Genomic DNA, 19,594 nt, shown 5'->3' on the forward strand with positions numbered 1-19,594 from the left:
CGACGTCCCGTGCTTTCCAATATTCGTATCGTGCTGGTACACACCTTTCATCCCGGCAATATTGGCGCCACCGCCCGCGCCATGAAAACCATGGGCCTGACCCAGCTGGTGCTGGTCAACCCACGCGCTTTTCCTGACGAAGAGGCCACTCGACTGGCGGCGGGCGCTACCGATGTGCTGGACAACGCGCGCTGCGTCAGCACCCTGGAAGACGCCCTGCAGGACTGCGTTCAAGTGGTCGGGGCCAGTGCCCGATTACGCAGCATGCCGCTCCCCCACTTCGACGAGCCGGACGACATGGCACGTCAGGTCATCGTCAATGCCCATCAAGCTCCCGTGGCGTTGGTGTTTGGCCGCGAGCGCTCTGGCCTGACCAATGACGAGATCCGCTGCTGCACCCACCAGGTCAGCATACCGGCCAATCCGGATTACGGCATTTTGAATCTCTCGCAAGCCGTGCAGATTCTTGCCTATGAAGTGCATCGCGCCTGGCGACGGCGCGACGACAGTGATTTCGTCTATCAACGGCCCCTGGAAGCGGCGCCGCCCAGTCGCGAACAGTTTGGCTACTTCCAGGAACACCTGGGTCGGCTCATGCACGAGAGCGGTTTTTTGACCCAGCCTCACGCACGCACCGAAGAGCAGTTGCAGGCACTGTTCTCACGTGCCCAGCCAAGCCGCAAGGAATTATCGCTACTCCGCGGGCTACTGAGCGCCTTCGAGGCACACCTGCCCAAACAGTAAGCCGCGTACGCCAACCGCCAGACAAAAAAAGGCCGCCATTTGGCAGCCTTTTTCGGATGATGCGCAGATCAAAGCGACATGGCCGCCAGCCAACCAAACGCAATCAGCGGAAGGTTATAGTGAAGGAAGGTCGGCACGACGCTATCCCACATATGGTCATGCTGGCCGTCCACGTTCAGGCCGGCAGTGGGCCCCAAAGTGGAGTCCGATGCCGGTGAGCCAGCATCGCCCAATGCCGCCGCGGTGCCCACCAAGGCCACGGTGGCCATGGGCGAAAACCCGAATTGAATGGCCAGCGGGACGAAAATGGCGGCAATGATCGGAATGGTAGAAAACGATGAACCGATGCCCAGCGTGATGAACAGCCCCACCAGCAGCATGACCAGCGCAGCCAGGCCGCGATTATCACCAAACAGCTCGAAGGCGCCCGCCACCAGGGCCTCGATATCCCCCGTGGCTTTCATCACTTCGGCAAATCCTGCCGCTGAAATCATGATGAAACCGATGAGTGCCATCATGCGCATGCCGCTGGTGAACAGATCATCGGCCTCACGCCATTTGAAAATCCCCCCCAATGACAGCAGGCCAATGCCCACCAGGCCGCCCACGATCATGGAACCGGTATACAGCTGCAGACCCAGCGCAGCCACGATGGCGACCCCCGACATGACCAACCCCAGCATATGAGGCTCGGCAGGCGTATGCGCCTGCTCACCCGCAGGTGCGGCCAGCGGCTTGGCGGCGTAGTGGCGCTGACCGCGATAGCTGAACAGCAGGGCGACGACCAGCCCGATGGCCATTCCGCCCACGGGGATGGCCATGGCCATGGGCACCATGCTCCGAGTGATGTCGAGTCCCGCCGCCGCGCCTGCGCTGTTCAGATTGGCCAACAATATGTCGTTCAGGAAGATGGCCCCGAAGCCCACTGGCAAAAGCATATAGGGTGCTGTCAGACCAAAGGTCAGCGCACAGGCAACCGCGCGGCGGTCCAGCTGCAAGCGGTTCATGACTACCAGCAGCGGCGGAATCAGGACGGGAATGAACGCAATATGCACCGGGATGGCGTTTTGAGAAGAAATCGCCACCAGCAGCACGGCGCCCAGCAGCAGCATTTTCACCCGCGCCTGATGCGCTGCCGTCGCCTCTTTACCCAGCAGCTTGATCAACCGCGTGGCCAGCAAGTCCGGCAGGCCAGAGCGAGAAATAGCGACCGCAAAGGCCCCTAGCGTGGCGTAGGCCAACGCCACCTGGGCACCGCCTCCCACACCATCATTGAAAGCGCTGAGCGTGTCATCCAGCGACAGTCCACCCGCCAGCCCCCCTACCAGGGCCCCCACCACCAGAGCAAACACGACCGATACACGAAGAAGTGACAGCGTCACCATCACGAGCACTGCAAGAATGACTGCATTCATGGAAATATCCAGAGCTAATGGAAGGTCTTTGATACGAAGTCTTCACCAGGTTCTTAAAACCAAGTTCTTGAAACCAAGCCCTTAAAACCAGGTTTTTAAACCATGCCTTTAAAACCAGGCGGCGGATTTTAGCAGATAGCGCGCCCTTCATCAGGCTTATCTGATCCCCGAGTACGCTGACACAGCGGCTAAGACTTTAGTCACAGCACTCTTGTTGCTATGCAACAATCCTCCTAGTATCGCGACCTTCATCGATGACCGACACTGCTAATTTAACAATGTCTTAGGAGCCTGCATGGGCATTTTCGCCATTCTCATTTCCCTGATACTGCTGATGTTCCTGGCTTACAGAGGCATATCAGTGCTGCTGTTGGCACCGCTCATGGCGTCGCTGGCAGTACTGCTTTCCGGTGATGGCGGCCTGCTGCTGCCCATTTACACCGACACTTTCATGCGGGCCCTGGGTAACTACGTCATTCAGTTCTTTCCGCTGTTCCTTCTAGGCGCCCTGTTTGGCCAACTGATGGCCGACTCCGGTGCCGCGCAGTCCATTTCCAACGGTATCGTCAAGCGGCTGGGCACGCATCATGTGGTGCTGACCGTGGTCATGGCCTGTGCCGTATTGACCTACGGTGGCGTGTCACTGTTCGTAGTAGCCTTTGCTATCTATCCCATCAGCCGTGAGCTCTTCCGTCAGGCCAATGTGCCCAAGCGGCTCATACCTGCGTCCATCGCGCTGGGTTCCTTTACCTTCACCATGACGGCTCTGCCGGGCACCCCAGCCATTCAGAATGCCATTCCCATTCCTTACTTTGGCACCAACAGCTTTGCGGCTCCCGGATTGGGCATCATTGCCGGGCTTATCATGCTAGGCTTGGGCACCTACTATCTGCAGTCCAGGGTTCGCAAGGCAGCCGCCAACGGCGAAGGCTACGGCACGCACACCGAGCGTGAAGTCGACCCCCAGCAGGGCGACACGCCCGCCCCCACGCTCCCCTTGGCAGTAGCCTTGATTCCCCTGCTCATGGTCATCGGCCTGAACGCGCTGTTTACCTATGGCGTTTTCCCCGCCATGGATCTGAGCTATATCAGCGACGCCTTCGAGAACATCACCCCCAGCCGCCAGACTGGCCTGTGGGCGATCCTGATCTCGCTGCTGAGCGCCTCGGCATGGCTGATCATTACCCGCTGGAACCATTGGAAGGATCTGAAAAACACCATCAACCAGGGCTGCTTTGGCTCGCTGCTGCCGATTTTCAATACCGCCTCCGAAGTGGGCTATGGGGCAGTGATTGCCAGCCTGGCAGGCTTCATGATCATCCGTGATGCCGTGCTCAACGTTTCCGGCAACCCGCTGATTTCCGAAGCCTTGGCCATGAGCGTGCTGGCAGGCATTACCGGCTCCTCATCGGGCGGCTTGTCGATTGCCTTGCAAACCCTCGGTGATGAATACCTGGCCATGGCACAGCAGGCGGGCATCAATCCCGAACTGATGCACCGTGTCGCGACCCTGGCCGCGGGTGGCATGGACACGCTTCCCCACTCGGGGGCAGTGATCACGCTGCTGGCCATTTGCGGGCTGACGCACCGCCAGTCCTATGCCAATGTGGCCATGGTCACTATCGTGCTGCCGATTTTTGCGTTGATCAGCGTGATTACGCTGGGCACGCTGTTTGGAAGCTTCTAAAGCCGCGTAAGCCATGCGATAGTTGGTTAACGTGTTAACCAGCGAACAACAACGAGACCCGTCATGGCCCTTACACGACACTCCTCCCTGCTGCTGATCCTTCTGGCCAGCCTCATCATCTCTACGGCGATGGGGCTGCGCCACGGTTTCGGGTTGTTCCTCGAACCCATGAGCAGTGAGCTTGGCTGGGGGCGCGGGGTCTTTGCCCTGGCGCTGGCCATTCAGAATTTGATGTGGGGCCTGGCACAGCCTTTCACCGGCGCGCTGGCAGACCGCTTCGGCGCGGCCAGAATCATCGTGGCCGGGGGCGTGCTCTACGTACTGGGGCTGTGTTTCATGAGTCTTTCCACCAGCGCGTTGGGCATGACCCTGAGCGCTGGCCTGCTGATCGGGATCGGCCTCTCTGGCACGACCTTCTCGGTGATCCTGGGCGCTGTTGGCCGAGCGGTACCCGCCGAAAAGCGCAGCATGGCCATGGGGATCGTCAGTGCGGCGGGCTCGTTTGGCCAGTTCGCCATGCTGCCGGGCACGCTGGGGCTGATCGAGTGGCTGGGCTGGTCGGCGGCCCTGCTGGCCATGGGCATGATTGCCGCCGTGATGATTCCGCTGGGCGCCATGCTCAAGGATCGCCCACGCCCCCATGCGCTGGGCGACCTGAGCCTGCGCGACGCGCTCAACGAAGCCGCCGGGCAAAAAGGCTTCTGGCTGCTCTGCCTGGGCTTTTTCGTGTGCGGGTTTCAGGTGGTGTTCATTGCCGTGCACTTGCCGGGCTACCTGTTCGATAACGGGCTTGCCGTGCAAGTGGGTACCACCGTTCTGGCCCTGGTGGGGCTGTTCAACATCGTGGGCACCTATACGGCAGGCTGGATGGGAGGAATCTGGTCCAAGCCGCGCTTGCTCAGCTGGCTATACCTGATCCGAGGCGTGGTCATCACCGCGTTTCTGGTCGCGCCACTGAGCGCTTATAGTGCTTACGCGTTTGGTGTCGCCATGGGCTTGCTGTGGCTCTCGACCGTGCCGCTGACCAACGGCATCGTGGCGTCGGTGTTTGGCGTCAAACACCTCTCCATGCTGGGCGGCATCGTGTTTCTGTTCCACCAGTTGGGGTCGTTCATGGGCGTCTGGCTAGGCGGCTACCTTTATGACATGACCGGTCACTACGATACCGTCTGGCAAATCGCCATCGTGCTCTCCGTGGTGGCCGCCGCCTTGCACTGGTTCATCAGCGAAAAACCGCTGGCACGCACCACTCCCACGCAGGTGACACCATGACACCACAGACTCTTTCGCTAGCGCTGCTGGGGGCGCTGGCCATCTCCGGGGGAACTGCCCTTGCCTGGTGGGGGTGGCAGTCGCTGGATGCGGGCCTGCTGTTGATGGGCAGTCGTTTGTGTTGAACGGTATTTTCGACCCAAAGCTTGCGCCATATCAGGCCTGTATCACGATCATTTGATTAATATCAAGTCATTGCCCTGATGTTTACGGACCTCCCCAGACTTCATGAATATCGTCACTTCACTGCTTCATCAATTTAAAGACAGCCTCCGGGATTTGCTGCCCGTCGTGGTCGTCATGGCCTTTTTTCAGCTGGTCGTGATCGGTCAGCCGCTACCCGCAAGCCTGGCTTTCCTGGACTTGATCATAGGCTTGTTGTTTGTAGTGGTAGGCCTGACACTATTCATCAAAGGGCTGGAGCTTGGCCTTTTTCCTTTAGGAGAAAACCTCGCTCGAGCCTTTGTCGCCAAGGGCTCGATCGCCTGGCTACTGCTGTTCGCATTTGCTCTGGGGTTTGGCTCCACCGTGGCTGAACCAGCATTGATTGCAGTGGCTGCTCGTGCAGGCGAGGTGGTTGCTGCAGGGGGCCTGATTGCCAACACCGGTGAGTCACAAGCCTCGTTTGCTTTCACGCTAAGAATGGTCGTTGCCTGCTCGGTAGGCACCGCCGTCATGCTTGGCGTATTGCGCATCTTCAAGGGCTGGCCGCTGCATTTGATGATTATTGGCGGCTACGCGCTGGTCATGCTGCTGACCCTTTTTGCACCCAGCGAACTCGTCGGTATTGCATACGACTCTGGGGGCGTCACAACATCGACGATTACTGTGCCGCTGGTAACGGCCCTGGGAGTCGGTCTCGCCTCGAGTATCAAGGGCCGTAATCCTATGCTGGATGGTTTTGGGTTGATTGCCTTCGCCTCCGTCATGCCGATTATTTTTGTGTTGCTCTTTGGCATTTTTGGACTCGATTTGGTCAAGGGGATCAACCCATGAATTTGCTTATTACGCTCTGGAGTACGCTACTCGATATCTTTCCTATCGCCGCGATTATTTTTGGTTTTCAATATCTTGTCATCCGCAAACGTGTGAAACGCCTGCCGCAAGTCATCGTGGGTTTTGTCATGGTTTGGGTAGGATTATCACTTTTTCTAGTGGGTCTGGAACAAGCGCTGTTTCCGATGGGAGAGCTCATGGCCGGCCAGCTGACCAATGCTGACTTTCTCCCCGGGCTAGCCGATGGCGCCCAGCGCCACTGGAGCGACTATTACTGGGTATACATCTTTGCCTTTACCATTGGCGCCAGCACCACCATCGCTGAACCCTCGCTGATTGCAGTGTCTATCAAAGCTGGAGAAATATCCGGCGGCACCATTCGACCGTTTACATTGCGCCTCGCCGTCGCACTTGGCATGGCCTTCGGCATCACGCTAGGGGCCTGGCGTATTGTCATGGGCTGGCCACTACAGTGGTTTGTATTGGGTGCCTACACGTTGGTGATCTTGCAAACGTTGCGCTCGCCAAAAAGCATCATTCCGCTCGCGTTTGATTCCGGCGGCGTGACGACTTCTACGATAACAGTTCCTATTATCGCCGCCCTCGGGCTTGGTCTGGCTTCCTCTATTCCAGGGCGAAGCGCACTCATGGATGGCTTTGGGATGATTGCGCTGGCCTGCCTGTTTCCCATCATCACGGTGATGGGCTATGCCCAAATCGCTCAATGGAGAGACCGCAGACTCAGCGTAAGGTTAACCAACGAAGGAAAACGTAATGCGCTTTAAACTCATCGTAGCACTGGTTGAAGACGACTTGACCGATGATGTCCTCAAGGCGGCTCGTGATGCGGGCGCAACGGGAGCGACCGTCATCAATAATGCCAGGGGCGAAGGACTCAAAAAAGCACGCGGCATCTTTGGCATGGAAATTACCGCTCAGCGGGACGTGCTCCTGTTCCTGACCGAAGAGCATATTAGCCGACTCATTCTGGAGTCCATCGCGGAGGTAGGTCAGTTCGATGAGACACCAGGCACTGGCATCGCGTTTCAGATAGACGTTGAAGATGCCGTGGGCGTACAGCATCAAATCAAATCACTGACCGAGGTGCTTGGTCAGCCAGCAGACAGGGAATGAGCATGTTAGAGCATCTAAGTGCCATGCCAACGGCAGAAACGATCATGCACTCACAATACAGGCTGGTCGATGGCCTGTTGACAGTTGCAGAAGGCATCGACGTGATGCGCAAACACAACGTTAACGTCTTGATCATACAACCACGTGACGCAACCGATGAGCATGGAATAGTGCTCGCAACGGACATTGCCAAAAAGGTACTGGCGGCGAGTCGCTCGACAGAACGCGTCAGCCTATACGAAATCATGACCAAGCCGGTCATCAGCGTCCGCCCCGAAATGAGCATACGTAACTGTGCTCGGCTATTTGGTCAATTTGGCCTTTCGCTAGCCCCGGTCACTAATCAACAACACCAGGTCCTTGGCATAGTGGATTACTCTTGTATCGTGACCGGGTGGGCATCCTCTTAACGTCCTAGTTGGCGATGCCGCCAGCGCCGCATCAGCACGCCATGCTGGGGCGAAAACAGCAGCGCCAGGAAGAAGCAGCTGGTGGCGACCAGGACGATGGTACCTCCCGAGGCCACATCGAAGGCATAAGAGAGCCATAGCCCCAGCACCGCCGAGCCCACACCGACACCGGTGGAAATCAACAGCATCGTTTTAAAGCGGTCTGTCAGCAGATGTGCGGTGGCGCCAGGGGTGATCAGCATCGCAACGACCAGAATGATGCCTACGGTTTCCAGGCTTGCCACGATGGTCAGGGTCAGCAGCAGAATCAGGCCGTAATGAATGACGCTGGTATTGAACCCCAGCGCCTGGGCCTGCGTGGGGTCGAAGGCATAGAGCATCAGCGGCCTGAAGGCGAGCCATATCACCAGCAGCGCCACGACGCTGGCGGCCAGCGTGAGCATCAGCGCCGACTGCTGTACGCCCAGCACGTTACCGAACAGGATATGCATCAGGTGCGTGCTGGAAGCCATCTTGCTGATCAGCACGATGCCCAGCGCAAAAGCGCCGGTAAACATGATGCCCATGGCCGCATCCGACTTGATACGCGTATGGCGCTCGATGGCACCGATACCCAACGATGTCAGCGCCCCCGTCACGAAAGCCCCGATGAAAAACGGCATCCCTAACAGGTAGGCAATCGCCACGCCGGGCAAGACCGCGTGGGAAATCGCATCCCCCAGCAGCGACCAGCGCTTGAGCACCACGTAGCAGGAGAGCAGACCGCAGATGGCGCCCACCAGCATCGAGGTCAGCAGCGCACGCTGCATGAAGGCGTACTGAAACGCATCGGAGATGGCGTCGGGTAACAGATTGATGGGCACCATCAGCGCCGCCAGCAGGCCAGCGATCAGCGCGCTGGCCATGCTATCCAGTGTATCTAACATGATGAAATTGACCGTTATTGAGGCATCAAAGCAGGAGCACTGGTCTGTTGCAAGGTAAAGGAATCTGGCGCTGGCTGGGCACTCACCGCCAGCTCGGCCAGCCTGCGGTCGCTGAGCATTTCATCCGGGGACCCCGCCCCGCGGATGAAGCGGTTGATCAGCACCACATGGTCCACATAGCGGCGCGCTCCCGGCATGTCATGGGTCACCATGACAATGGTCCTGCCCGCTTCTCGCTCCCGCTTGAGCACATCGAGAATCAGCTGCTCGCTGGGCGGGTCGACGCCCGCCAGCGGTTCGTCCAACAACAGAATACTGGCCTGCTGGGCCAGCGCCCTGGCCAACAGCACACGTTTCTTCTGGCCGCCCGACAGCGCCCCAATGGGACGCTCGGCCATGTCCAGCATATTCACGTCCTGTAGCGCCTTGCCCACGACGTCACGGTGAACAGGGGCCTGCCAACGCCCAGGCAGCAGACGCCGCCATAGAGGGTCATGGCGCATGTGGCCGTAGCGCGCCGTCATCACCGTGTCCCACACCGAGATGGGAAAGTCCCACTCGATCGCTTCACGTTGCGCCATATAGGCGATACCGCCAGCTTTGCGGCGCCGCTGAATGGGCTCTCCGAACGCCATCACCTGGCCACGCAGCGGCTTCATGCTGCCGGTCAGCACATGAAACAGCGTCGACTTGCCAGCCCCATTCGGACCCACAATGGCCGTCCAACGCCCCGCCGGCAATCTCAGCTGAATGTTTTCGAGCACCGGCTGGCGTTGATAGGCGGCATAGACCCCCGACACCTCAATGGCCGCCGGAGGTAGTGACGAAGCACTGTTCATGATGACCTACTCGACACCCAGATAACGGCGCAGCAGTTCGGCATTGTGGCGCTGCATGGCAAAGTAGTCACCCGCCACACCATCCGGCTCGCTGAGCGAGTCCACGTAAAGTGGCCCTGCCACCGGCAGCCCCGTATCACGGGCGATGCTGGTCACATGGCGGTCAGAAATGGTGCTTTCCCAGAACAGTGCGGCGGGCTGACGCTCATTGATCAAATCGATAATACGCATCAGCTGGCGTGGAGAGCCTTCGGTTTCGGCATTGGTGCCCCAGATGCCATCGTGCTTGAAGTGAAATGCATCGGCAAAGTAGAGGAACGCCGCCTCGCTGGACAGCAGCACGCGCCGTTCCTCGGGAATCGCCTCCAGGGTCTCCTGCAGCTCGACATACAACGCATGCAGCTCGTCTTCCAGCGCGCTGGCACGCTGGTGAATCTCTTCGGCCTGCTGCGGCAAGCGCTCTTCCAGGGCGTTGGCAATGGCCTGCACGTAGGCGCTGGCGGCCCGCGGGTCCATCCACAGATGCGGGTCAATGTCTCCTTCCATTTCACCAATCGCAATCGATTGAGTGGGATAGCCGGATGCCTCGGCCACCGCTAGCACGGGTACGCCCTGCGATACCGTGGCTTCCACCTGGCGCATCCACTGCTCCAGCTGGTAACCGTTGTAGAAGACCATATCGGCATTTTCGAGGGCCGCAAAATTATCCGGCGTCAGCTCCCACTCATGCACTTCAGCGTTGATGGGCGTCAGCACGGTCACTTCGGCATCGTCACCCGCTACCCGCTGCACCAGATCGCCCAGCACCGAAAAAGTGACGGCCACGTTGATAGGCGGTTGCAACAGCTCGTTGGCATACGCCGAAGACGTGCTCGCACCGAAGGCCAGGGAAGCCCCCATCAACATCCATCCGTAAGATTTCGCCATCGCCAACTGCTCCCGTGTAAACTCACATATGATATCACTGTAGCTCAAAGAAAAAGCCAAGTGCAAATAGTTTAGCCTTGGCTAACAATTATCCGCCAAAATGCGCTACCATCACCAATCAACGATGCCACTAACCTTGATAAATATTGCCAATGAGTGATCACGACCCGCGGCGCGCTCCTGCCTCATGTGAGAAAAGCGGTGACGCCCTACCGCCAGTGGAACAGCACGCTCAGCAGTATGAAACCGTGCGCAACGCTCATGAAACCGAGTTAATCGAAGATTATGTCGAGCTAATTGGCGATTTAATTCGGCATCGTGGCGAGGCACGCGCCGCCGATATCGCCAATCGTATGGCAGTAAGCCAAGCAACCGTATCGAAAATGATTCGTCGCTTGAATGAACTAGGATTAGTGACCAGCAAGCCCTATCGCTCGCTTTTTTTGACCGAAGAGGGTCAGAAAATGGCGGAAACGTCCCGCGCCCGCCACGACATTGTATTGCACTTTTTACGGGCGCTCGGCGTAGATGACAGCACGGCAAGAATTGATGCCGAAGGGATGGAGCATCACGTCAGCGATAAGACGCTCACCATCATGCAGCGCTTCACCGAACAGCAGATTAAGTAGTCGCCCTCTCTCCCTAGCGGGGCACCCGAAGTTCCCACATTTTCAACTCACCATTAACCCTAGGGCTGCTACAACTTAACTTAAATAGAAAACACCAGTTACTTTTCCCCGACCTCGACATCGGTCAACAGAAAAGTGGATGCCCACGGTCAGGGGCATTGAAGATCTCATAAATCATTGAGGTGCAACGATATGATTGCAGCCAACCTTACGGCCGACTCATCGATAGAAATTAATTAGACTATGTGACGTCGCGCAGGAAAGGCTAGAAATGGAGGCGGCCCCAAAAGCCACATCCCGGCACACGCAGCCACCACTACCGTTGCTCCCTTCCGGGCCTGGCGGGGTTCGCAGTTTAGCGTTGCGGGAGGACCTAAGGGGCCACCATGATCGTATGCGTTTGAATGCATACTGATTGCTGATTGGTGGCTACGCCCTGATTTGAACAGGGGACCCCATCATTATGAGTGATGTGCTCTAACCAACTGAGCTACGTAGCCTTTCCGACATCAGCGGGTGCAGAGTATGCCTATATTAGCGGCAAAAGGCAAGCCGAAATGGCCTGCCTTTTCATGCGCTCAACGCACGCGCTTACAACGCCGATTGTACGGCAGGTAGTGCATCGCCGCCATCACGCGTCGTCACGCCTTCCAACCACGCCTCCAATACATCGGGATGTGCACTCAGGTAGTCACGCGCCGCTTCGCGAGGCTCGACCCCCTCGTCCATGATGGCGCTCATCAGCTGGTTTTCCATCTCCAGCGTGAACGTCATGTTGCTCAGCAACTCACCGACGTTTGGGCAGGACTCGACGAAACCAGTGCGAGTATTAGTATAGACCGTCGCGCCTCCGAGATTCGGGCCAAAGTAGTCGTCTGCATCAGACAGGTACGCCATCTCGAAATTGGTGTTCATGGGGTGCGGCTCCCAACCCAGGAAAACCATCCACTTTTCATTGGGAACCCGAGCGCTCAACTCGGCCAGCATGCCCGCCTCGCTGGAGTCGATTACTTGCCAGTCACCTAGCCCATAGGCGTCATCATCAATCATCTGCTGGATGAGTTCGTTACCGTCATTACCTGCTTCAATGCCGTGAATGCGTTGCTCAAACTGCTCTGCGTGCTCGGCTAAATCGTTAACAGAAGTCACGCCAGCGTCATACACATACTGAGGCACCGCCAAGGTATATTTAGCGTCTTCAAGGTTGGCGACTAAGCGCTCCACTTCTCCACGCTCAATATAGGGGTCACTGATAGAGGCCATCGACGGCATCCAGTTACCCAAAAACACATCAAAATCGTTATTACGCATACCTGCGTAAGCGATGGGAACCGAGACGGTATCTACACGCAACTCGTAGCCAAGCGCTTCGAGTACTTCGCTGGCCAGCGCTGTGGTCGCCGTAATATCAGTCCAACCCACCTCAGCAAAACGAACGCTACTGCATTCATTAGCAAAAGCCGCGACGGGTAAAAAAGCGGTGACAAATAAAGTACCCAAACGACGCGTTGTTACTTGTTTCATAAAGCTCTTCTCTCATGATCTGTTTTATTGACACACGCTCTGCAAACCGTACTGATGCAGAGGTGAGAAGCGATCAGGCACACTTTTATTGATTGAACGTTCAATAAAAAAATGCCATCATACTCAGGTAACCATGCCTACTCCTGCTTTTCAAGGTTAGGAGTCAATGGGCATTCAACGTCATTAGGAGATAGCTGTGCCTAAGGTGGGAATGGAACCAATACGCCGCCAGCAGTTAATCAAGGCCACCATGGCGGCCATTGATGAGGTTGGCCTTGCCGAAGCGACGGTGATGCGCATCGCCCGTCACGCGGGGGTTTCCGCAGGCATTATCAGCCACTACTTTGGCGGTAAAGATGGCCTGCTCGAAGCCACGATGCGACAAATTTTGACGGACTTAAGCGATGCCGTCGCCGCGCGGCGCCATGCGTTAGAAGACGATTCACCGCGTGCGCACATTGGCGCCATTATTGAAGGCAACTTTGATCGCACCCAGGTCACCGGACCCGCCGCCAAAACGTGGTTAGCCTTCTGGGCCAGCAGCATGCACAAGCCCGTGCTGCAGCGTCTACAGCACGTCAACGACCGTCGGCTATATGCCAACCTGTGCCACCAGTTCCGGCGCGTCATGCCGCATCGCGATGCGCGCAACGCCGCGCGCGGGCTGGCTGCCATGATCGATGGTCTTTGGCTACGCGGCGCCCTGGCGCCGGAAGGGCTCGATGCGCTGGAAGCACGGCAACTGGCTCACGCCTATCTGGATCAACTGCTGGCCCACCACGGCTGCCTGAAGCACACCACCGCTGACGCATCATATTAAGGAGAACCCCATGGCCCATCAGGACGTACTTCCTCTATATATCAATGGCCGCACGGTCGCGGCGACGTCAGGTGACACCTTCACCGTCACCAACCCCTACGATGGCTCGCTGCTCGCCACCGTTGGCCAGGCAAGCCAGGGCGATCTCGACGAGGCCGTGCGCACCGCACAGCAAGGCCAGCGGGTCTGGGCGGCCATGACCGGTATGGAACGCTCACGCATTCTGCTGCGCGCAGTGGCACTGCTACGCGAACGCAACGACGAGCTCGCCGAGCTGGAAACCCGCAACACCGGCAAGCCCATCAGCGAAACTGCCAGCGTCGATATCGTCACCGGCGCCGATGCGCTGGAGTATTACGCAGGCCTGGCCCCCGCCATCGAGGGCAGCCAGATACCGCTGCGCGAAAGCTCGTTCGTTTATACCCGCCGGGAACCGCTGGGTGTGATCGGTGCCATCGGCGCCTGGAACTACCCCATTCAGATTGCCTGCTGGAAAGCCGCGCCTGCGCTGGCGGCGGGTAACGCCGTGGTCTTCAAGCCCAGCGAGGTCACGCCGCTGACGGTGATGAAACTCGCCGAAATCTTCACCGAGGCAGGCCTGCCAGACGGCGTCTTCAACGTCGTTCAAGGCGACGGAAAAGTCGGTGCCATGCTCACCGAGCACCCCGGCATTGCCAAGGTATCCTTCACTGGCGAAGTGGGCACCGGCAAGAAAGTCATGGCCGCCGCCGGTGGTTCCACGCTCAAGGACGTGACCATGGAGCTGGGCGGCAAATCGCCGCTGATCGTGTTTGCCGATGCCGACCTGGACCGCGCCGCCGATGCCGCCATGATGGCCAACTTCTATTCGAGTGGCCAAATCTGCACCAACGGTACCCGTGTCTTCGTCGAGCGCAGCGTCAAGGAAGCCTTCGAAGCCAAGCTGGTCGAGCGCGTGGCGCGCATCAAGGCCGGTGACCCCATGGACCCAAGCGTCAACTTTGGCCCGCTGGTCAGCTTCGAGCATCAGGAAAAAGTGCTCTCCTACATCGCCCTGGGCAAAGAGCAAGGAGCCCGCGTACTGGCCGGTGGCGAACAGTGGAATAGCGGCCCATGGGCCAACGGCGCATGGGCGGCCCCCACGGTGTTCACCGACTGCACCGACGACATGCGGATCGTGAAAGAGGAGATTTTCGGCCCGGTCATGTCAGTGCTTGCCTTCGATGATGAAGACGAGGTGGTTCGCCGCGCCAACGACACCCTGTACGGGCTGGCCGCCGGGGTGTTCACCGAGAGCCTCAACCGCGCCCACCGAGTGATTCACCAGCTGGAAGCCGGCATCTGCTGGATCAACACCTGGGGTGAGTCGCCGTCGGAGATGCCGGTAGGCGGTTACAAGGAGTCGGGCATTGGTCGCGAGAACGGCGTCGAGACGCTCAATCACTACACCCAGACCAAGTCCGTACAGATCGAGATGGGCCCGTTTGAATCGGTGTTTTAAGGCGCCCACCGCCACCGTTTGATGCTCTTCATGTCGTCTTTGCCAAGGTAAACGAATGTCGCAAGTACGTGAATTTGATTATATCGTCATTGGCGCTGGCTCAGCAGGCAACGTGCTGGCCACGCGCCTGACCGAAGACAGCGATGTCAGCGTGCTGCTGCTGGAAGCAGGCGGCCCGGACTACCGCTTCGATTTTCGCACCCAGATGCCCGCCGCACTGGCGTTTCCACTACAGGGTAAACGCTACAACTGGGCGTTCGAAACCGACCCAGAACCGCATATGGACAACCGCCGCATGGAGTGCGGCCGAGGCAAGGGGCTGGGCGGGTCTTCCTTGATCAACGGCATGTGCTACATTCGCGGCAATGCCCTCGATTACGACCACTGGGCCAAGCAGCCCGGGCTCGAAGAGTGGGATTACCTGAGCTGCCTGCCCTACTTCAAGAAGTGCGAAAACCGTGACATCGGTGCCAATGAGTATCATGGCAGCGGTGGCCCGGTAAGCATCACCACGCCCAAGGCGGATAACAACCCGCTGTACCGAACCTTCATCGAAGCGGCCAAGCAAGCGGGCTACCCGGAAACCGAAGACGTCAACGGCTATCAGCAGGAAGGGTTTGGCCCCATGGACCGCTTCGTCACGCCCAAGGGGCGGCGCGCGTCCACGGCCCGTGGCTACCTGGATACCGCCAAACAGCGTAGCAACCTGACCATCGAAACCCATGCCGTCACGGACGTGATCGAGTTCGAGGGCAAGCGTGCCGTGGGCGTCCGCTACGAACGGAAGGGCCAACCAACGCAGGCCCGAGCACGTCGTGAAGTGCTGCTGTGTGGCGGTGCCATTGCCTCGCCGCAGATTCTGCAGCGTTCAGGGGTGGGCAACCCGGAGTGGCTGAAAGAGCTGGGCATCCCCGTGGTACATGAACTGCCCGGCGTCGGCGAAAACCTCCAGGATCATCTGGAGATGTACATTCAGTACGAGTGCAAGGAGCCCATCTCCCTCTACCCGGCGCTGAAATGGTACAACCAGCCGAAGATTGGTGCCGAGTGGCTGTTCAAGGGAACCGGCATTGGGGCCAGCAACCAGTTCGAATCCTGCGGGTTCATCCGCTCCAACGACGGGGAGGAGTGGCCCAACCTGCAATACCATTTCCTGCCCATCGCCATCAGCTACAACGGCAAAAGCGCGGTAGAGGCCCACGGCTTCCAGGCCCACGTCGGTTCCATGCGCTCCGAGAGCCGTGGCCGCATCCGGCTGACTTCCAAAGACCCCCACGCCGCGCCCAGCATCCTGTTCAACTACATGGCCAAGGAGAAGGACTGGCAGGAGTTCCGTGATGCCATACGCCTGACCCGCGACATCATCGCCCAGCCCGCCTTCGACGCCTACCGTGGGCGTGAAATTGCCCCCGGCCCCGAGGTACAAAGCGATGCCGAGCTGGACAGCTTCGTCAAGCAGCACGCCGAAACCGCCTACCACCCCTGCGGTAGCTGCCGGATGGGCGAAGACGCCATGGCCGTCACCGATGCCCAGGGCCGCGTGCACGGCCTGGAAGGGCTACGAGTAGTGGATGCTTCACTGTTCCCGGTGATTCCTACCGGTAACCTGAATGCACCCACCCTCATGCTGGCCGAAAAGATCGCTGATCGCATTCGCGGTCGCGAGCCCCTGCCCCGCGCCCAGGTCGATTACTACATTGCCAATGGGGCACCTGCCAAAGGAGCGGTCGATAAAGGAACGCCCGCCCCGCAGGCCTGAGCCAACCTGTACACGCTGATCCAGCAACCCGCGCCATGGTATTCGCCATGGCGTTTTTTTATGCCGCAACTGAGCTACAGTGAAGGGTATAGAGCGAACGTATAAGGCCGAAACGCTTGCACAGTGCCAAGCGATTCTGCGAATATTCAAACATACGTTTAAATACCTTCAAGACCATCCATCTATGGAGAACCCCATGCTCACCCTACTACTCATCGTGCTGGCCGTGGCTGGCCTGCTGGTGGTGATGCGCCGCGAGGCAGGCGCACCTCCTGCCCTGGCCCTGCTGGGCGTACTGGGCCTGGTCGGCATCGTGCTGGGCGCCCCCGTAACGGGCACCCTGCTGCTGATCGGCGCTTTGGCCGTGGCCGTGGCCGGCTTGCCCGCCCTGCGTCGCCTCTGGTTGACCCCACGCATCTTTGCCACCTTCAAGAAAGTGGCCCCCAAGGTGTCTGCCACCGAGCGCACCGCGCTGGAAGCGGGCAGCGTCTCCTGGGATGGAGAGCTGTTTTCCGGCAAGCCCCAGTGGCAGTCGCTGCTGGATTTCAAGGATGACGGGCTGAGCGAAGAAGAGCAGGCCTTTCTGGATGTGCAGTGCGCCAAGGCGGCTGGCATGTGCAACGCCTGGGACATCGCCAAGGAGCGTGCCGACCTGCCCCAGGAACTGTGGGATTACCTGAAGAAGGAAGGCTTCTTCGGCATGATCATCCCGAAGGAGTATGGTGGTCTGGGCTTCTCTGCCAAGGCGCAATCCATGGTACTGCAGAAGCTTTCCGCCAACGAAACGCTGATGGTGACCGTCGGTGTCCCCAACTCCTTGGGCCCCGGTGAGCTGCTGCTCAAGTACGGCACCCAGGCACAGAAGGATCACTACCTGCCGCGCCTGGCCGATGGCCGTGAAATCCCCTGCTTTGGCCTGACCGGCCCCCGCGCGGGCTCCGACGCCACCTCGCTGCCGGATACCGGCGTGGTCTGCAAGCAGGTCATCGATGGCCAGGAAGTGGTCGGGGTGCGCCTCAATTTCGAGAAACGCTGGATCACCCTGGCGCCGATTGCCACTGTGGTGGGCCTGGCATTCCGCCTGTTCGACCCGGAAAAGCTGCTGGGCGACGAAGAAGACCGTGGCATTACGCTGGCCTTGATCCCGCGTGACACGCAGGGCATGGAGATTGGCCGCCGCCACCACCCCATCGGCAGCCCCTTCATGAATGGCCCGATCAAGGGTAAAGACGTGTTCGTACCGCTGGACACCATCATCGGCGGCCCGGACATGATCGGTCAGGGTTGGCGGATGCTGGTGGAGTGCCTGTCGATTGGCCGCTGCATCACGCTGCCTTCGGGCGCCACTGGTACCGCCCGCTATGCGCTTGGCTGGAGCGGCGGCTTTACACGGGTACGTCGTCAGTTCAACGTGCCGGTTGCCGAAATGGAAGGCGTACAGGAGCCGCTGGCTCGCATGGCCTCGCTGGCCTACATCTCTGCCGCCACGGTATACCAGACCGCCAACCTGATCGACCACGGCGAAAAGCCCGCCGTCCCCTCGGCCATTCTGAAAAGCCAGCTGACCGAGTTCCAGCGCGTGCTGCTCAGCGATGCCATGGACGTTCACGGCGGCAAGGCCGTGACCCTCGGCCCACGCAACTACCTGGGCATCGGCTATAGCGCCAACCCCGTCGCGATCACCGTGGAAGGGGCCAACATCATGACCCGCAACCTGATGATCTTTGGTCAGGGCGCCATCCGCTGCCACCCCTACGTGCTGGAGGAGCTGGCCGCCAAGGATGCCAACGACGCGAAAGCATTCGACAACGCGTTCTTTGGTCATGCGGGCCTGATTTTCGGCAACGCGGCCCGCGCCTTCACGCTGGGCTTCGGCCTCGGCAAGCCCAGCGTGCCGTTCAGCGGTCCGGCCGTTGGCTATGCGCAGGACATCGCGCGCCTGTCGGCCGGCTTTGGCCTCTGCGCCGACGCTGCCATGGCCAGCCTGGGCTCCACGCTGAAGAAGCGCGAAATGCTCTCGGCACGACTGGGCGACATTCTCTCCAACCTCTATCTGGCGTCCATGGTGCTCAAGCAGTGGCACACCGGCAACAAGGTAGAAGGCGAAGAAGCGTTGCTGCACTACAGCCTACAGTTCCTGCTCAACCGCGCTGAACAGGCGTTTGTCGAGATCTTCGACAACCTGCCCAACCGCGCCCTGGGCAAGGTGCTGAAAGTGGTCGTCATGCCGACGGGCCGCCGCTGGAACAAGCCCCATGACGACCTGGCCCGCGACATCGCTCATCGCGTCTCCACCCAGAGTGCCCTGCGCAGCAAGCTGCTGAGCAACACCTGGGACAAGGATGACGGCGCCGAGCGCAATCCGCTGGCCCGCTACAATGCCCTGCTGCAAGAGTACGAGCGCGCCGAGGACATCTACCGCACGGTGAACAAGGCCTATGCCAAGGGCGAGCTGCCGCAAACGGCGCTCCACCCGGAAGCACGCGTGGAAGCCGCGCTGGAGAAAGGGCTGATCAACGAGGACGACGCCACGTTCATGCGCACCTTCGAGGCCGAAGTGCTCGAAATGCTCACCGTGGATGACTTCGCCTATGATGCCTTTGCCAACGACAAGGCGACGCTGATCGACCACAACGCGGCGCCTGCCAAGGCCACGCCGCAAGCAGAAACCAGCATCAAGTAAACGACGCTTGAACGTGAATGAAACCGGCCTGACACAGGCCGGTTTTTTCGTTTATTGCCTTCCAGAGTTCAAAAACGAAACGTACAGCGCCATTTTGCTGTCCTTCGGCACTACCCCAACTTCTGTTCCCCCTCCTCTCCCTTCCCACACCCACAGCTCATGTATTGTGATGGGCTCTCTACGCCTAAAAGCGAATATATGAGCACCCAAAAAAGCGTTGCACGTTCGAAAATGATCAACTAGCCTTTCGTTAATGAAAATATCGCCTTGGTCGGTGGCCTAGAACAGTAGAAAAACAGAGAACAAGCTGCTCGACCGATCTGCCCGCGCGATAGACACACACGTTTTC

Annotated in this window: 18 protein-coding genes, 1 tRNA gene and 1 other RNA gene; 13 read left to right on the forward strand and 7 right to left on the reverse strand. The window is 59.0% G+C overall.

The features are described 5' to 3' along the window. Positions 1-9: 9 nt before the first annotated feature. Positions 10-744 carry an RNA methyltransferase gene (locus RVM27_RS01265; protein WP_016913701.1) on the forward strand — a complete coding sequence of 245 codons (735 nt, stop codon included), beginning with the start codon at positions 10-12 and terminating at the stop codon, positions 742-744. Positions 745-812: 68 nt separating this feature from the next. Here RVM27_RS01265 and RVM27_RS01270 read toward each other — a convergent pair whose 3' ends face one another. Beyond that, positions 813-2,159, reverse strand: a complete 1,347-nt coding sequence (locus RVM27_RS01270; protein ID WP_039178232.1) for a Na+/H+ antiporter family protein — start codon at positions 2,157-2,159, stop codon at positions 813-815. A gap of 295 nt (positions 2,160-2,454) precedes the next feature. On the opposite strand from RVM27_RS01270, the gene RVM27_RS01275 reads away from it, so the two are divergent. The 7 genes from RVM27_RS01275 (at position 2,455) to RVM27_RS01305 (ending at position 7,658) form a co-directional block, all read left to right on the forward strand. Further along, positions 2,455-3,846, forward strand: a complete 1,392-nt coding sequence (locus tag RVM27_RS01275) for a GntP family permease (RefSeq protein ID WP_498957195.1) — start codon at positions 2,455-2,457, stop codon at positions 3,844-3,846. Between the two features lie 63 nt (positions 3,847-3,909). Next, the gene (locus RVM27_RS01280; protein ID WP_218314919.1) at positions 3,910-5,118 is read left to right on the forward strand and encodes an MFS transporter; all 1,209 of its coding nucleotides are present in this window, start codon (positions 3,910-3,912) and stop codon (positions 5,116-5,118) included. Continuing rightward, positions 5,115-5,243, forward strand: a complete 129-nt coding sequence (locus RVM27_RS01285) for a hypothetical protein (RefSeq protein ID WP_498957196.1) — start codon at positions 5,115-5,117, stop codon at positions 5,241-5,243. The genes RVM27_RS01280 and RVM27_RS01285 overlap by 4 nt, the downstream gene beginning before the upstream one ends. Before the next feature lie 103 nt (positions 5,244-5,346). Continuing rightward, a complete protein-coding gene (locus RVM27_RS01290; protein ID WP_218314918.1) occupies positions 5,347-6,114 on the forward strand; it encodes a DUF1538 family protein in 768 nt (255 codons plus the stop codon). After that, positions 6,111-6,899, forward strand: a complete 789-nt coding sequence (umpB, locus tag RVM27_RS01295) for a Na,Li,K/H(+) antiporter subunit UmpB (RefSeq protein ID WP_081193337.1) — start codon at positions 6,111-6,113, stop codon at positions 6,897-6,899. Before RVM27_RS01290 ends, umpB begins: the two co-directional genes overlap by 4 nt. Then, positions 6,889-7,248 carry a P-II family nitrogen regulator gene (locus RVM27_RS01300; protein ID WP_016913694.1) on the forward strand — a complete coding sequence of 120 codons (360 nt, stop codon included), beginning with the start codon at positions 6,889-6,891 and terminating at the stop codon, positions 7,246-7,248. The genes umpB and RVM27_RS01300 overlap by 11 nt, the downstream gene beginning before the upstream one ends. A 2-nt stretch (positions 7,249-7,250) precedes the next feature. Further along, a complete protein-coding gene (locus tag RVM27_RS01305; protein WP_498957197.1) occupies positions 7,251-7,658 on the forward strand; it encodes a CBS domain-containing protein in 408 nt (135 codons plus the stop codon). Here the strand turns inward: RVM27_RS01305 and RVM27_RS01310 are convergent. Genes RVM27_RS01310 through RVM27_RS01320 form a run of 3 tightly spaced genes read right to left on the reverse strand, consistent with a single transcriptional unit; the run spans position 7,655 to position 10,350 of the window. Further along, positions 7,655-8,584 carry a metal ABC transporter permease gene (locus RVM27_RS01310; RefSeq protein ID WP_498957198.1) on the reverse strand — a complete coding sequence of 310 codons (930 nt, stop codon included), beginning with the start codon at positions 8,582-8,584 and terminating at the stop codon, positions 7,655-7,657. The two genes, RVM27_RS01305 and RVM27_RS01310, sit on opposite strands and share 4 nt — an antisense overlap. 14 nt (positions 8,585-8,598) lie before the next feature. After that, complete coding sequence (locus RVM27_RS01315; RefSeq protein WP_498957199.1) at positions 8,599-9,423, reverse strand: metal ABC transporter ATP-binding protein; 825 nt, start codon at positions 9,421-9,423, stop codon at positions 8,599-8,601. A 6-nt stretch (positions 9,424-9,429) separates the two neighbouring features. Further along, a complete protein-coding gene (locus tag RVM27_RS01320; protein ID WP_498957200.1) occupies positions 9,430-10,350 on the reverse strand; it encodes a metal ABC transporter substrate-binding protein in 921 nt (306 codons plus the stop codon). 152 nt (positions 10,351-10,502) lie between these two features. On the opposite strand from RVM27_RS01320, the gene mntR reads away from it, so the two are divergent. Next, positions 10,503-10,979, forward strand: a complete 477-nt coding sequence (gene mntR / locus RVM27_RS01325) for a manganese-binding transcriptional regulator MntR (RefSeq protein ID WP_287804378.1) — start codon at positions 10,503-10,505, stop codon at positions 10,977-10,979. 281 nt (positions 10,980-11,260) lie between these two features. On the opposite strand, the gene ffs is transcribed toward mntR, so the two are convergent. The 3 genes from ffs to RVM27_RS01340 form a co-directional block, all read right to left on the reverse strand. Beyond that, positions 11,261-11,357: signal recognition particle sRNA small type (gene ffs, locus RVM27_RS01330), an RNA gene on the reverse strand. Positions 11,358-11,402: 45 nt separating this feature from the next. Then, positions 11,403-11,479, reverse strand: a tRNA-Met gene (locus RVM27_RS01335). Positions 11,480-11,570: 91 nt separating this feature from the next. Next, complete coding sequence (locus RVM27_RS01340) at positions 11,571-12,503, reverse strand: choline ABC transporter substrate-binding protein (protein ID WP_287804376.1); 933 nt, start codon at positions 12,501-12,503, stop codon at positions 11,571-11,573. Between the two features lie 211 nt (positions 12,504-12,714). On the opposite strand from RVM27_RS01340, the gene betI reads away from it, so the two are divergent. From betI to RVM27_RS01360, 4 genes are all read left to right on the forward strand, one after another. Continuing rightward, on the forward strand, positions 12,715-13,323 hold the full coding sequence (betI, locus tag RVM27_RS01345; RefSeq protein WP_498941328.1) for a transcriptional regulator BetI: 609 nt from the start codon (positions 12,715-12,717) through the stop codon (positions 13,321-13,323). A 10-nt stretch (positions 13,324-13,333) separates the two neighbouring features. Beyond that, entirely contained in the window at positions 13,334-14,803 is a 1,470-nt protein-coding gene (gene betB, locus RVM27_RS01350; protein ID WP_498957201.1) for a betaine-aldehyde dehydrogenase, read from the forward strand. 55 nt (positions 14,804-14,858) lie between these two features. Then, on the forward strand, positions 14,859-16,562 hold the full coding sequence (betA, locus tag RVM27_RS01355) for a choline dehydrogenase (RefSeq protein WP_081191881.1): 1,704 nt from the start codon (positions 14,859-14,861) through the stop codon (positions 16,560-16,562). Positions 16,563-16,758: 196 nt separating this feature from the next. Then, the gene (locus tag RVM27_RS01360; RefSeq protein ID WP_498957202.1) at positions 16,759-19,245 is read left to right on the forward strand and encodes an acyl-CoA dehydrogenase; all 2,487 of its coding nucleotides are present in this window, start codon (positions 16,759-16,761) and stop codon (positions 19,243-19,245) included. Positions 19,246-19,594 lie beyond the last annotated feature (349 nt).

It is taken from the genome of Halomonas sp. KM007, from assembly GCF_050709225.1.
Classification (GTDB): Bacteria; Pseudomonadota; Gammaproteobacteria; order Pseudomonadales; family Halomonadaceae; genus Vreelandella; species Vreelandella hamiltonii.

What these genes read in the sequence shown, in the direction of transcription:
- RVM27_RS01275 (WP_498957195.1), top strand. Translation starts at nt 2,455, where the DNA reads ATGGGCATTTTCGCCATTCTCATTTCCCTGATACTGCTGATGTTCCTG.
- RVM27_RS01305 (WP_498957197.1), top strand. Translation starts at nt 7,251, where the DNA reads ATGTTAGAGCATCTAAGTGCCATGCCAACGGCAGAAACGATCATGCAC.
- betI (WP_498941328.1), top strand. Translation starts at nt 12,715, where the DNA reads ATGGAACCAATACGCCGCCAGCAGTTAATCAAGGCCACCATGGCGGCC.
- RVM27_RS01300 (WP_016913694.1), top strand. Translation starts at nt 6,889, where the DNA reads ATGCGCTTTAAACTCATCGTAGCACTGGTTGAAGACGACTTGACCGAT.
- RVM27_RS01290 (WP_218314918.1), top strand. Translation starts at nt 5,347, where the DNA reads ATGAATATCGTCACTTCACTGCTTCATCAATTTAAAGACAGCCTCCGG.
- RVM27_RS01315 (WP_498957199.1), bottom strand. Translation starts at nt 9,423, where the DNA reads ATGAACAGTGCTTCGTCACTACCTCCGGCGGCCATTGAGGTGTCGGGG.
- betB (WP_498957201.1), top strand. Translation starts at nt 13,334, where the DNA reads ATGGCCCATCAGGACGTACTTCCTCTATATATCAATGGCCGCACGGTC.
- RVM27_RS01270 (WP_039178232.1), bottom strand. Translation starts at nt 2,159, where the DNA reads ATGAATGCAGTCATTCTTGCAGTGCTCGTGATGGTGACGCTGTCACTT.
- RVM27_RS01310 (WP_498957198.1), bottom strand. Translation starts at nt 8,584, where the DNA reads ATGTTAGATACACTGGATAGCATGGCCAGCGCGCTGATCGCTGGCCTG.
- RVM27_RS01320 (WP_498957200.1), bottom strand. Translation starts at nt 10,350, where the DNA reads ATGGCGAAATCTTACGGATGGATGTTGATGGGGGCTTCCCTGGCCTTC.
- RVM27_RS01340 (WP_287804376.1), bottom strand. Translation starts at nt 12,503, where the DNA reads ATGAAACAAGTAACAACGCGTCGTTTGGGTACTTTATTTGTCACCGCT.
- RVM27_RS01360 (WP_498957202.1), top strand. Translation starts at nt 16,759, where the DNA reads ATGCTCACCCTACTACTCATCGTGCTGGCCGTGGCTGGCCTGCTGGTG.
- RVM27_RS01285 (WP_498957196.1), top strand. Translation starts at nt 5,115, where the DNA reads ATGACACCACAGACTCTTTCGCTAGCGCTGCTGGGGGCGCTGGCCATC.
- RVM27_RS01280 (WP_218314919.1), top strand. Translation starts at nt 3,910, where the DNA reads ATGGCCCTTACACGACACTCCTCCCTGCTGCTGATCCTTCTGGCCAGC.
- umpB (WP_081193337.1), top strand. Translation starts at nt 6,111, where the DNA reads ATGAATTTGCTTATTACGCTCTGGAGTACGCTACTCGATATCTTTCCT.
- mntR (WP_287804378.1), top strand. Translation starts at nt 10,503, where the DNA reads ATGAGTGATCACGACCCGCGGCGCGCTCCTGCCTCATGTGAGAAAAGC.
- betA (WP_081191881.1), top strand. Translation starts at nt 14,859, where the DNA reads ATGTCGCAAGTACGTGAATTTGATTATATCGTCATTGGCGCTGGCTCA.